Annotated in this window: 10 protein-coding genes, 3 tRNA genes, 1 other RNA gene and 1 other annotated feature; of the genes, 1 reads left to right on the top strand and 13 read right to left on the bottom strand. The window is 29.3% G+C overall.

What is annotated here, in order from left to right; translation table 11 throughout:
- Positions 1-49: 49 nt before the first annotated feature.
- From BFN48_RS08275 to serS, 9 genes are all read right to left on the bottom strand, one after another.
- On the bottom strand, positions 50-2,731 hold the full coding sequence (locus BFN48_RS08275; RefSeq protein WP_069650436.1) for an HD domain-containing phosphohydrolase: 2,682 nt from the start codon (positions 2,729-2,731) through the stop codon (positions 50-52).
- Positions 2,732-2,891: 160 nt separating this feature from the next.
- Positions 2,892-3,156: signal recognition particle sRNA large type (gene ffs, locus BFN48_RS08270), an RNA gene on the bottom strand.
- A gap of 13 nt (positions 3,157-3,169) precedes the next feature.
- A tRNA-Ser gene (locus tag BFN48_RS08265) sits at positions 3,170-3,263 on the bottom strand.
- Between the two features lie 85 nt (positions 3,264-3,348).
- Entirely contained in the window at positions 3,349-4,368 is a 1,020-nt protein-coding gene (locus BFN48_RS08260) for a calcium/sodium antiporter (protein WP_069650435.1), read from the bottom strand.
- Between the two features lie 453 nt (positions 4,369-4,821).
- Positions 4,822-4,916 (bottom strand) — tRNA-Ser (locus tag BFN48_RS08255).
- Between the two features lie 6 nt (positions 4,917-4,922).
- Positions 4,923-5,372 carry a tRNA adenosine(34) deaminase TadA gene (gene tadA, locus BFN48_RS08250; RefSeq protein ID WP_069650434.1) on the bottom strand — a complete coding sequence of 150 codons (450 nt, stop codon included), beginning with the start codon at positions 5,370-5,372 and terminating at the stop codon, positions 4,923-4,925.
- Between the two features lie 26 nt (positions 5,373-5,398).
- Positions 5,399-5,475, bottom strand: a tRNA-Arg gene (locus BFN48_RS08245).
- Between the two features lie 144 nt (positions 5,476-5,619).
- Entirely contained in the window at positions 5,620-7,161 is a 1,542-nt protein-coding gene (locus BFN48_RS08240) for a M1 family metallopeptidase (RefSeq protein ID WP_069650433.1), read from the bottom strand.
- Between the two features lie 113 nt (positions 7,162-7,274).
- Positions 7,275-8,549 (bottom strand): serine--tRNA ligase, encoded by a 1,275-nt coding sequence (gene serS / locus BFN48_RS08235; protein ID WP_069650432.1) that lies wholly within the window; start codon positions 8,547-8,549, stop codon positions 7,275-7,277.
- A 59-nt stretch (positions 8,550-8,608) separates the two neighbouring features.
- Positions 8,609-8,806: a binding site (T-box leader), on the bottom strand.
- Between the two features lie 268 nt (positions 8,807-9,074).
- Between serS and BFN48_RS08230 the strand changes: the two genes are divergently transcribed.
- The gene (locus BFN48_RS08230) at positions 9,075-9,272 is read left to right on the top strand and encodes a hypothetical protein (protein WP_069650431.1); all 198 of its coding nucleotides are present in this window, start codon (positions 9,075-9,077) and stop codon (positions 9,270-9,272) included.
- On the opposite strand, the gene BFN48_RS08225 is transcribed toward BFN48_RS08230, so the two are convergent.
- The 4 genes from BFN48_RS08225 to BFN48_RS08210 form a co-directional block, all read right to left on the bottom strand.
- A complete protein-coding gene (locus tag BFN48_RS08225) occupies positions 9,269-10,228 on the bottom strand; it encodes a PLP-dependent cysteine synthase family protein (protein ID WP_069650430.1) in 960 nt (319 codons plus the stop codon). The genes BFN48_RS08230 and BFN48_RS08225 overlap by 4 nt on opposite strands.
- A 1-nt stretch (position 10,229) precedes the next feature.
- Complete coding sequence (locus BFN48_RS08220) at positions 10,230-10,688, bottom strand: S-ribosylhomocysteine lyase (RefSeq protein ID WP_069650429.1); 459 nt, start codon at positions 10,686-10,688, stop codon at positions 10,230-10,232.
- 20 nt (positions 10,689-10,708) lie between these two features.
- Positions 10,709-13,483 carry a UPF0182 family membrane protein gene (locus tag BFN48_RS08215; RefSeq protein ID WP_141706153.1) on the bottom strand — a complete coding sequence of 925 codons (2,775 nt, stop codon included), beginning with the start codon at positions 13,481-13,483 and terminating at the stop codon, positions 10,709-10,711.
- A gap of 88 nt (positions 13,484-13,571) precedes the next feature.
- The gene (locus BFN48_RS08210) at positions 13,572-14,243 is read right to left on the bottom strand and encodes a SanA/YdcF family protein (RefSeq protein WP_069650428.1); all 672 of its coding nucleotides are present in this window, start codon (positions 14,241-14,243) and stop codon (positions 13,572-13,574) included.
- Positions 14,244-14,330: the final 87 nt, after the last annotated feature.

The raw sequence follows: 14,330 nt of genomic DNA, 5'->3' as shown, positions 1-14,330 counted from the left end.
AAATACTTCTACCATAAAAAAAGCGGCCAAAGCCGCTAAGTATTAAATGTTAGTCGCAATAAGATTTCGAAATTTCTATAACAATTTCAGGATTATTTTTATATATATCTACCAATGCATCTACAACATCAGGATGAAATTGAGTTCCTTTATTCTTAATAAGCTCTTCAATAGCTTTTTCTATACTCATAGCCTTTCTATATGACCTGCTTGAAGCCATTGCATCTAAAGCATCAGCAACGCCTACTATACAAGCTTCTAAAGGTAATTCTTCTAATTTGCTTTCTTCTGGATATCCCTTTAAATCATATCTTTTATGATGATATTTAATTGCATTCATAACAACATCTGAAAAACCTACGTTCTGAAGTATTCTATCACCTATTGTAGGATGTCTTTTTATTTCATTAAATTCTTCTTCTGTCAGCTTCCCTGGTTTAGAAAGTATAGAATCTTTAATTCCTATTTTTCCTATATCATGAAGAATACCACCTATTTCTACTTCCTCACATATTTTACTAGGTAATCCCATATATTTTGCAATTAAATATGAATATTTAGAAACTCTATATGAATGACCCTCTGTATATTTATCTTTTGCTTCTACTGCTGCTGCTAAAGTCTTTATTGTTCTTAAATAACTTTCTTTTAGTCCATTATATAAGTTTATATTTTCAATTATCATAGCTACTTGATTAGCTACAGAAGTCAAAATAGTAGTTTGACTTTCATCTATTTCTTTTTTTGTAGTTACTGTAAGTACTCCTAAAATTTTTTCTCTTGCAATAAGAGGAATAACATTTATACAATTAACCTTACCGCTCTCAATAATTTTTTTATTGTACTTACTTATATTCTCTTCAGTAAAATTACTAAGTTTAATAATGTCACCTTTTTTTATAGCTTCTCCTAAAATATCTTCATCAACTGGTATCTCATCAAACCAAACAATATCCATCAGTTCCCCTGAATAAGCCATTAACTTTAATTTATCATCTTCTGTTAATAATCTTATTGTACACAAAGGAATTTTCATGAGGTCTACTATATCATCAACAACCATTTTTAGAAGTTTATTTATATCCATTGTAGAATTTAAATTTTTACTGATTTTATTGATTGTAGAAAGTTCTTTATTCTTTCTTATAATTTGGCTATATAATTCTTTTCTCTCTGTAATATCCCTCAATACACCATGTACACCAATAAGTTCTCCTTTATCAAATATTCTTCTAGTACTAACTTCTCCTATTACTTCTTTTCCGTTTTTAGATATTAATACAACTTGAACACTATCATAATCACTTTCCAGCAACTTCTCAAAATCACTATTTAAATTATCACTCTTGCCTTCTTTACTATTGAAATACCATATCTTTGATAAAAAGTCCCTTATATCTGTACCTATAGCTTCTTCTTTATCATATTTCAACATGTCCTTAATTTGATCATTTACGAAAGTAATTCTGTAATTAGAATCAATAGCCCATACTAAATCATTCATATTTTCAACTAATAGTCTATATTTTTCTTCTGATTCGTTAAGTTCTAAAGCCATCGCTTGAAGCTGTTCATACGAAGCTTCTAACTCCATATTCATACTTTGTAGTTGTTTATTATTCCCTATTAATATTTCTGCCTGTTCACTCAGTCTTTTATATGATTTGCCAAGCTCTTCTATTGTTCTATTAAAAGCTTTTGCTAATTGTCCAAATTCATCATTTTTATAAATAGAAATTCTATAATCATAATTACCTTTATATAGTTCAATAGTTCCTTTTTTTAATTCTTGCAATGGTTTAGAAAATTGATTAGATAAAAGCGAAGCTAATAATATTACAAATATTATTGTAAATATTACAGTTATTATTATATATTTATTTAGCCCCATTATATTTCCAAAAAAAACATCTTTATCTACTAAACAAACTAATTTCCATCCTATCTTAGAAATATCTGATTTAATAACAAAATATTCTTTATCTTTAATTGATATTTTTTCATTATTTCCATCTATCAACGCTGCTAAATTGAGGTTTCTCAAATCTTTATCAAAAATACTAGCAAATTTATTAGACTCATCTAAAAAATCTACTATTTCACCTTCTGAATTTATTATACTAACGATAAAACCATCAGCTACTAATTTATTTCTTAATTCCTCAAATATATCTTCTATAGATTTAATAAATATATTTGCTCCTATTACTTCTTTAATATCTCCTGTTTCATCTTTTATAGGCATAAATACAGTCAAAATCATTTTTCCAGTTTTTAAATCTTCATAAGGTTGACTCCACAGAGTATCCCCAGTTTTTAAAACTTTATCATATAATGATTTTATTCTAATATCAATTTCATCAGCCAATAAAACAAAGTCATCTTTTTCTTCATCTTTTATGATTATATAGATATCCAAAAAATAATCTATGCTTTTAGCCAAATTGGTAAGATAACTGCTTACCTTCCCAGAACCAATTACTGAATCCATCTCTTTCTTATGAGCTAAATAATCACTTGCAATAGTTTGTAATGTTTTCTCTTTATCACTAAACCACCTATTAATCTCATCTGCTTTATTAACAACAAACTGAGTTCTAATATCTATTGCTTGATTTATTATTTGCTCTTTTACTGTTAAATTGACTACAATACTCAAAATGACAATTGGAATAATAGCTAATAAAATTAGTGCACTAATCAATTTTTTCTTAAACGAATTAAATATCATAATAAACACCTCTAAAACAGATAGTTATATATTGGAATTTTTATGGCAAAAAGTTGTAAATTTATATATTCTACATAATACTACTTTTTCCTCTGTTTTTCTACATTATTTTACAAAAAAATAAGAACTATGATTTACACCATAGTTCTTTAATTCAAAGCCGTGCACCCGACCTCGACTTACTACTCCAAGCGTTACCTGAGCAGTTAACTCAAACCAGGCACCCCTACGGCACACGGAAGTGTTCACTTACCGCTGCTTCCTCCCGGACCTGACGGGGTTCATGAATTTCCGTTGCGTAGGACCCAATCGTCAACGCCACTTACTCAGGGCAGACCTCACAATAGCAAGCCTCAATCGGGAATTCGACCCTGCTATAGCGGATTGCAGGTTACAGGGCACCGCTACCTCCCCATCTAGCACGGCAAACTTTAATTTTGGCGGAGAGAGCGGGATTCGAACCCGCGAGACGCTTTTTCGCGTCTACCCGCTTTCCAGGCGAGCGCCTTCAGCCAGACTCAGCCATCTCTCCAAAATATATTATCCTAAAATCATGCAAATATAATTATATCATTTTTTATTAATACTTGTAAAGTGTTAAATAATACTAAATTTATCTATAAATAGCTTAGCATGCTTATTACAATATAAGTTAACAACAAAACCAACCCAAATGATCTTTTCAATTTATCTTTACTAAATATAGTACCTAATCTAAATATGGTTAAAACAAATATCATTGCTGGAAAATATAGTTTAAAGAAATCAGGAGTAACATATATACCTTCTTTTGAAAATGCTGCAGCTGACCCTACCACAAATAATACATTTAAAATATCTGCACCTATAACATTACCAATGGCTAATTCTCCATGACCTTTTATAGAAGCTGTAACAGATGTAACAAGTTCTGGAAGTGATGTGCCAAATGCAACTAAAGTAGCTGCTATTACGCTATTTGGAACACTTAATCTTATAGCTGTTTCTTGCACTGTTGGAATTAATATTTTTGAAGAAATAATAATAATAACTACACCTAAAACCAGTTTTATTAAAATCATAAATTTATTTTCTATTTCCCCACTGAATTCTACTGTAACTGCATTTTCATCCTTGTTATTTTTAGTCCATCTTACAGAAGTATATATATATACTATCAATAAAAGAATAAGTAAAAACCCAGATAAATTAGATATATATCCTCCATTAGTAAATATATATCTTAAAGAAGTAAATGGTATAGAAACTAATACCAACAATAACCCAGCAAAAAATTGAATCCAACCATGTCTATTAACAACATCTTTCTTTATTTTAAGCGGAGAAATTAATGCTGCAATACCTAATATGAGTCCGGTATCACATATTACAGAGCCAACTGCATTACCTAAAGCTAAACTAGAATTACCTGAAATTGATGCCATAACTGAAACTGAAGCTTCAGGAAGCGTAGTTCCTAAACTTACAATTGTAGCACCAATAATCATTTTAGGTATTCCTAATTCCTCTGATAATGCTACTGCCTCGTCTACTAGCAAATCTGCTCCTTTACTTAGTGTATATAAAGTTATTGCTATGATCATAAAAAGAACAGGTAAAGATGAATCAGTAATAATATTTGATACCAATGATTCCATAAAAACACCATCCTTTTTTATTTAGTTAATAGTTATTAACTCAGAATGTAGGCAAACTTATTTTTTTAAATATCTATGAAAATAAATCAGTTAGTAGTTATAAACTATCAACATTCTTTGGAACAAAATCTTTGATTTAAATAAATTAAGAAAGATTTTGATGAAATCCATTACGGAAATTATATTTTAAATTATCCATAAATAAGGAATATAATTTCTTATGGATTATAAAAACAAAGACTTGAGTATAACGTAATAACGCTATACACAAGTCTCACTATTTAAAATTAAGCCAGATAAGAGAGCTTATCATGATGTTGGCTTAATTACACTATAAAAGTGCTAGTTACTCCCCTGTGCACTTATGAATTTACTCATTCTTATAATATTAACTTTTAAATCAATTAGTACTTTGTCTAAAAAACAGCATAAAGATACTCTCTTATTTTCATATGGCGGAGAGAGAGGGATTCGAACCCTCGGTACACCTTAGGGGGTGTACACCTGATTTCGAGTCAGGCGCATTCAACCAGCTCTGCCATCTCTCCATAATATTATTTTTTTCTAAGTTTTCTAAAAAACTCCTTCATAATATTAGAACATTGCTTATCCAGCACACCCCATACAATTTCTACTCTATGATTTAATTTAGGATTATCAACTATATTTATTACAGAACCACAGCCGCCCATTTTAAAATCTTTGGCCCCTATGACAAGTCTTTCTATCCTAGAGTTTACTATTGCTCCTGCACACATCGGACAAGGCTCTATAGTAACATACATAGTAGTTCCTAAAAGCCTCCAACCACCTAATGTTTTACTTGCCTCTTTAATAGCTATAATCTCTGCATGACAAGTAGCATCCTTTACCGTTTCCTTAATATTATATCCTCTTCCTATAATTTTTCCATCTTTTACAATAACAGCTCCTACAGGAACCTCATCAATTTTATAAGCTTTATATGCCTCTTCTAAAGCCAATCTCATGAAATATTCATCCATAGACAAGTTTCCCCTATATACAAAAATGGCGCACCCGAGAGGATTCGAACCTCCGACACACGGCTTAGGAGGCCGCCGCTCTATCCTGCTGAGCTACGGGTGCACAAAATCTTTAAATTAGCCATTACCACAACTATATATAATACATCAATATATATTTTTTGTCAAATTAGGCTCAATGTACGATGTTTTTAAAATCCTTAAATACACCTAATAGTTTTTACCTAAAAAACAATTTTTAAACCATTTAAGATGCATTTTTACCATAGAGCCAATAACTTATCAAATCAGTAAAATCATCCCCAGTAATATCTTCACATACATTGATAAAATCGCTAGTAGAAGCAATTTTAAATCTATACCTGTTAAAAAACTCATTTAGTACATTGTAGAGCACATCCTTACCATACTTTTCTTTTATTTCATTTAAAAACATTGCTCCTTTAGAATAAACTAATGGTCCATAATCCTCCCATCCTTTAAACTTACTTAAAGACTTTACTATAACTTCATCCTGCATCTTTAATATTGATTTTCTAGACATATAGTAATTTGATGTATTTTCATAGTAGTAAATTTCTCCAATTTCATCACCATATTTTTCACTAATATAAATAACCTCTGAATAAGAAGTTATAGATTCATCTAACCATGCTTCATCTACTTCATCATTTCCAACAATGCCATACCACCATTGATGTGCTGTTTCATGAACTATTACTGTCTCTAAAAATTCTCTATATTCATCAGAATAATATTCTTCTCCTATAAAAACTATTCCTGGATATTCCATCCCACTTGGAAAACTTGTAGCAACAACTGAATACTGCTTATATGGATATTTACCAAATATTTCATTAAATATGTTGATACAATCAAAAACTACATTTTTTACAAAGCTCTGTATTTCAATATTATCATTCAAAAAATAAAGTTTTACTATAGTATCATTTACTTTTATTTCATCTTCAATAAAATCTTTACTTGCTACCCAAGCAAAATCTCGCATTAACTCAGCTTTAAACTTCCATATCTTCATATTATCTATCACTTTTTCTGATATTTTCAAACCAGAAGCAGCTATAACAAAATCTTTTGGAGCTTTTATCGTTACTTGATAGTTGCTTACTTCACTATAAAAAGGGTCTCCAATACTGTAATATGGATCTAAATTCCATCCTTCATCATCATAAACAGCTAGTATAGGATACCAATTTCCTAAATTAAATGTATTTTCTCCATATCCAAATCTATCACGAGCCGGAGGTATAACCACCTTATATTCCATATAGATGTTTATTTTTTCTTTAGGCAATACTTCATTACTTAAAGGTATTTTAAGTATAGTTTTATCTTCACCAATTATGCTAAAATCTAACTCTTTATTATTTACTGAAACTTTTTGTATATCTATATACCCAGGTTTAAATCCATTAGGATATGCTCTTTTAAAATTATCAAATAAAAAAGGAACTGTACTCTCTTTTCTAAATGCATTAGGATAAATGTGAAAATATATCTCCTTCAATGCAATATCCTCATTATTTATATATATAACCTTTTGTTTAGCTGTATAATATTTTTCTTCTGGATTAAATACTACATCTATCTGATATTGGCTTATATTATCTATGTCAATATTATTGTAATCATCTATTACTAAAGTTTCATATTCACTTTTACTAATATCTGCTTTGTCGGTTTTATTGAATTTATATGTACAACTAGTAAATACAATAGAGAGTATTAAAATTATTACTATAAAAATGTATTTTCTGCTCCTTAACATAAATCTCCTCCAAAATTAAATGTATTTACTGGTTTATAAGCTTTACACAAATTTGAAATAAGGTATCAGAGATGCCCCCTGATACCTAAATCTTATTCTTTATTTTCTGCATACTATTTCTTAATTACTTCTAATCCACCCATATATGGCCTCAACACCTCTGGTATAACTACACTTCCATCTTCTTGTTGATAATTTTCAAGTATTGCTGCAAATGTTCTTCCTACTGCTAAACCAGAACCATTTAAAGTATGAACAAACGTCGCTTTGCCTTTATCATTAGGTCTATATCTCATGTTTAATCTTCTTGCTTGGTAATCTTCAAAATTACTACAAGATGATATTTCTACATATCTATTATAGCTTGGCATCCAGACTTCTATATCATAAGTTTTTGCAGATGAAAATCCTAAATCTCCAGAACATAATTCTACTACTCTATATGGTAATTTCAGAAGCTGTAAAACTTTCTCAGCACAATTAGTTAACGTTTCTAATTCATTATAGGAATTCTCTGGTTTAACTATTTTAACTAATTCAACCTTATCAAATTGATGATTTCTAATAAGACCTCTAGTATCTCTTCCTGCTGAGCCTGCTTCCTGTCTAAAACAAGGTGTATAAGCAACATAATATATTGGAAGCATTTCCTCTTTTAATATCTCATCTCTGTGTATATTAGTTACAGGTACTTCTGCTGTAGGAACTAAAAAGAAATCTTTACTAGGTAATCTAAAAGCATCTTCTTCAAATTTTGGAAGCTGACCTGTTCCTGTCATACTATCTCTATTTACCATGAATGGTGGCATTATTTCTGTGAACCCATGTTCTCTAGTATGCAAGTTTATCATAAAGTTAATTAATGCTCTTTCAAGCATTGCTCCATAGCCCTTAAATAAAGCAAATCTCGAACCTGTAATTTTAGAAGCTCTCTCAAAATCTAATATATCTAAATCAGCACCGATATCCCAATGAGCCTTTGGCTCAAACTCAAACTTTGTAGGAGTTCCCCATCTCCTAATCTCAACATTATCTTCATCACTATCACCTATTGGAATATTAGGATGAGGTGTATTAGGTATTCTTAATAAAGCTTCTCTTAATTGATTGTCAATTTCCTTGACTAAAACATCAATATCTTTGATTTTTTGAGATAATTCTTTCATCTCATTTAGTACCTCTGAAACATCTTTTCCTTCCTTCTTAAGCTTTGGTATTTCTTTTGATACAGCATTTTGTCTTGCCTTCATTTCCTCAACTTGAACTAATAGTTTTCTTCTTTTTTCATCTAGTTTCAGTACTTCATCAATCTCTGAACCTAAACCTCTTTTTTCTAAAGCCTTTCTCACTTCATCTGGATTATTTCTTATTCTTTTAATATCTAGCATAAAGAAACCCTCCTTTTTTTGCTATTTTTAGTCGAAAAAAAACTCCCATCCCTAAATTATTTAGGGACGAGAGTTATCTCCCGCGTTGCCACCCTAGTTAGCTTTAAGCTCACTCTATGCACTATAACCGGTGCATCGGTTTTACTTTTGGGTAAAAAGCTCCAGGACGGATTCGATAACCGTTCCCACCGATTTCCACCAACCATCGGCTCTCTTAAGGGACCGAATTATCTACTATTTCCCTTCAAAGCTTTTTTCCTATCTAATTTTGAGCATAATTTTACCATACAAAACAATCTTTTGCAAGTACTTTTAGTACTTAATTTATTAATCTATCGACTGTCGACTATTGACTCTCTATCATTAATTAATTAATTAATTTTACATTTTTTATTTTCAATTTTCCATTTTATATACCCAGCACCAAGTACCTAGTACCTAAATATTATTTTACCCAAAACTACTGTATATATTTCATAAATTTGTCAACAATACAAATATATAAATTGGTTAAGGGGGGTTACTATGAACAATATAGATATTATTGCACAATTAGGCGATTTAAAAGAAATAGATTATAGAAATACCTTAGCTATTGCAAGTATTATTGAGGTTCTAGTAGATAAAGGGATTATTAATAGAAATGATATAGCTGTAAAAGCTAAACAGCTTGACTCTATGTCTGCTGAAGAAATAAAAATAATGAGGACTAAGCGTTTTTAGTCCTCATTATTTTCATACATATCGTTAAATCCATATATATCCTTGCTGAAATATCTATCACTTCTATCAGGCATTAAAGTCACAATGTTAATTTTCTTGTCACCCTTATATTTCTTTGCATATTTTATTGCAGCTGCTAAATTAGCTCCAGAAGACGACCCCACTGTAAGTCCTGATTTTGATGCAATGTCTTTAACCATATTATATGCTTCATCGTCACTTACATAAATAGCTTCATCAACTAAAGACAAATCCATAGTTTCAGGTATAAAATCATTACCAATTCCTTCTATTCTGTAAGCGGCATACTCGCCACCACCTAATATTGAACCTACTGGATCAGCTAAAACTCCTTTTATGTTTTTGTTCTTTTCTTTTAAATATTTAACTATACCAGAAAAAGCACCACCAGTCCCTGCTCCTGCAATAAATACATCTATTTCACCATCCATATCATCATATATTTCAGGACCTGTCATTACATAATGTGCCTCTGGATTTAATGGATTTGTAAATTGGTTAAGTACATAACCATTTGGAATTTCTTTTAATAGTTCTTCTATTTTTCTATAAGCCCCTTCCATTCCTTCTTTTGTAGGTGTACTATAAACTTCTGCACCTAATCCTCTCATGATAATCTGTTTTTCAATAGAAAATTTACCTGGTACTACTACTATAACTCTGTATCCTTTTTGTACACCTAATAATGCTAACGCAATACCTGTATTACCTGCTGTAGCTTCAAGTAAAGTATGTCCTGGCTTAATAATCCCCTTTTTTTCAGCCTGCTCTAACATATATAAAACTGTTCTATCTTTTATACTACCACCTGGATTTAGATATTCTAATTTTGCAAATATATTTACATTATTTGGTATACCATAAGCTTTATTATCAAATTTAAACATTGGTGTATTTCCTATTATTTGACTTATATTTTCTATATATTTTTTCATTTTATTCCTCCACTTTTTCAAGTTTCTCTAAAACAGTTTTGGCATATTCTTTAGCTGAAAACAATGAATGGTCTCTGAAATTGCCACATTGTACCTCATTTGTAGCTGGAACTTCTTCTTCTTTAGTTTGTATAATTCTTTTTAAAACTCTAATCCAAGCCTTTCTGATATCTGCAATATCTGTTTCTCCAAATTTTATTAAATAAAATCCAGTTCTACATCCCATTGGTGAAATATCTATAATATCTTCTATTTCATCTCTAAAATAGGTTGCCATCAAATGTTCAATTGTATGCATTGCAGCTGTCGGTATAGCACCTATATTAGGTTGTATAAATCTTAAATCATATTTTTGCACTATGTCACCTTTAGGTCCTATCATCTTACCTGCTTTTCTTACATAAGGAGCTTTTACTTTTGTATGGTCTAATTCAAAACTCTCTACTTTCATTACTTTCATTGGCTTAATCTTTCTCCTTCCTATTGATTTACTGATTCATTGTTTAATGAGTTGTTTAAACTATTTAAAATATTTTCTAATTTATTTAAGTACTCTCCATATTTAGCCCAATCACCTTTTTGAGAAGCTTCCTTAGCTTTATTAAATATTTCATTTGCTTTTTTTATTATTTCCTTTAAATTCCCATCTGATATATTTATATCTACATTATCAATTACACCACTTTCATCTTCTTCTCTATCTATCTGTCCGAAAATTTTAGTAAGAGCTTCATCTAAAGTTTCTTCCATAACTATTTTATTTTTATATGCAACTATCACTCTTTTAACCTCTGGTAAACTGTTTTCATTATCAGCTTGTAAATATATAGGTTCTACATATAGCAAAGAATTTTCTATCGGTATGACCAATAAATTACCTCTTAAAACTATAGAACCCTTTTGACTCCATAATGTCAATTGTGGTGAGATATTTGAATCTTGATCTATTCTAGATTCTATCATCATTAAACCATCTACAGTTTTTGATTTTGGGAATTTATAAATAAACAGTTTTCCATAATTATCTCCATCATTTCTAGCAACAAATAAAGCTGTCATATTAGGCTTCGTAGCTGGTGTATAAGGTACTGTTAAAAGGAATTCTGCTTTGTCTTCATCTGGTAATTTAAACATAACATAATTTGATTCAGCTTTTTGAACATTTGACATATATTTTTCTTTAGCTATATCCCAAACATCTTCTTTATTATAAAAAACAACAGGATTATTTATATGATATACCTTATACACTTCAGATTGTATATCAAAAAGTAATTGAGGATATCTAATATGTTCTTTTAAACCTTTAGGCATTTGTTCTTTATCTAAAAATAAATCAGAGAATATATTTTTATAAGTCATTATTATAGGGTCTTCTTCATCAAATACATAGTATTTAGTAGTCCCATTGTAAGCATCTATAACTACCTTTACTGAATTTCTAATATAGTTAATATTTGAGTCTCTATAAGGTTGTGAATATGGATATCTACTACTTACAGTATATCCATCGATTATCCAGTAAAGCTTACCATCTTCTTGATTTATAACTAAATATGGATCGCTATCATATATAATAAAAGGTGCTATTTTTTTAACCCTATCTATAATATTTCTATTTATTATAATTTTACTATCAGAATTAATATCACCTGATAATATCAGTTTAAAACTTCCCTCTCTAATTGCAAATAATAGTCTGTTTATTCCACTTAATTTTATACCTGCTAAGCCTTGATATATTGCTTCTTGATTGTTTTCACCTATTGGATAGTCAAATTCTTTTTCATCTGTATTTACTACTATATAATTATTAGTTAATTCACCAAAATATATTTCTGGTCTTTTTATTTTTAAATCTGTATCTGTAACAGGCGGAATATCCTTTATTAAAAGCTTAGGCTGACCTTCTGGTGTAACTGAATTAACTGGTGATAAAGTTAAACCATATCCATGAGTGTATTTTAAGTGCTGATTAATCCAAGTTTTAGCTTGATTACTTAATTTTTCTTGATCTAATTCTCTTGCTGCTAAAAATACTTGCGTATATTCTCCATTTATATAATATCTATCTATATCTATATCATTAAATCTATAATACTGCCTTATTCCCTGTAATTGGTTATATACTTGATTTATAGGTCTGTAATCATTAATTCTTATATTTTTGATAGTTTCTTTATTATTAATTAAATCATCTCTTGTCAAGTTTTGCTCAACATTAAAATTCATTTCTTTAACATCTTCTAACCCATATGCCTTTTGAGTATATTCTATATTGTATTTTAAATATTTCTCTTCTTTTGAAATTTCATTTGGTTCAACTACAAACTGCTGAAATAATCCACTAACTATACTTCCTATCATAGAAAATATTATTAAAACTACAGGCCCTGTTAATGCTAATCTGACTTTTTTTCTAATAACACCAATAAAAAATCCTATTGCCGAAATTACAGATATAAAAGCCATTATTCTATAAATCCATAAAGATATATGAACATCAGTAAAACTTGCACCATATACTTTTCCTCTAGTAGAATATAATATTCCGTAACTTTTTAATAGAAAATTTAAACCAATAACAATAAATATAACTAAACCTATTAACCCTATCTGAAACAGTACAACTTTAAAGACTCTCTTATTAAATAAAGAATTTAAGTTTCTAACCGGTACATCATAAAACTCGTCTTCATTATAAACTCCTGGTCTTCTTATTGCTATAAGAATTAAATAAAATACAGCAGTTAAGATAATTAATATAAAAGAAAGCAGTAATAGTAAATCTATAACTTCACTTAGTAAAGGCAATTTGAATATGTAAAATGATATATCTTTATTAAATATAGGATCCTTAATGTTAAAATTGTTTGAATTAATGAACTTTAGTATAGTAAACCATAAATTACCTGCAAATATTGAAGAAATGTATAATGAAACCAAAACTGAAACAGCCCAAAGTACAGAATTTAATCTTTTTTCTCCAGCTTTATTTGGTATTATACCAGCTGTTTTATAGTAGCTTTTTTTGATAGATTTAAAATAAAAAACTAGCAATAAAGTTAATAAAATGAAAGTAGGTATTCCTATTGTAAACTGAGTTCTTAACTTGGTAAAAAATGTCTTAGTATATCCTAATTCCTTAAACCATAGATAGTCTGTAATGAAATTTATAATACTTGAAAAAGAACTTATTAAAACTAATGCTAAAATTATAACAATACCAATTATATAACCAATTTTTCTGTTCAAATTTAATTTCCCCTTTCAAAAAAATAGGTAGCATAATGTCATACTATCATTATACTACCAATTTAATACATATTTCAAACCTTGTAAGTTATTTTTTATCATCAGTAACCCGTCCATCACCACTTAAATCTATAATCTCACCCAAATATCTTGATTTTGGTTTTAAAAAATTTACAAGTATATAATCCTTAACTCGAGCTAAACTCTCCCTACTTTTATATAAAGGCATTTTAGGATAAATATGTTTGTCCGCTATGACTCCATATGCTTCTATACCTAATTTTCTAGCAATATAAATTGCTCTTGGTAAATGATATTCTTGAGTAACAATAATAATCTTTTTTGCTTGAAAAATATGTTTAGCCCTATATAAACTATCATAGGTGTTGAACCCTGCATGGTCCAAAAAAATATCTTCTACCGGTACATTTTGTGATATTACATATTTTTTCATAGCATTAACTTCATCATATAATTTTCGTCCATGGTCTCCACTTAACAAAACTTTTTGCACTATATTATTCTTATAAAGTTCAATTCCCATATCCAACCTATCTTGAAGAATAGGTGATACTCTTTCGTTATTATATACTAAAGCTCCTAAAACCAAAGCTGCCTCGCATTTTGGTGCATCTTCTAAAGATACAATATACTTGCTGGAAAAATTGATTATATTATAATTAATAATTCCTGTCATTCCTATCCCAAATATAATACTTATTAATAAAATAAACAATGTTCGTTTAATTAATCTGTTCATGATACATCATCTCCATTTGGACAAAGAACTCTTACTAGATTATAACATAATTTTATACAAAAAATAAAAAAATCCGGCAACGACCTA

Source organism: Caloranaerobacter ferrireducens, assembly GCF_001730685.1.
GTDB lineage: Bacteria > Bacillota > Clostridia > Tissierellales > Thermohalobacteraceae > Caloranaerobacter > Caloranaerobacter ferrireducens.
This window is presented reverse-complemented; position numbering and strand designations above follow the sequence as displayed.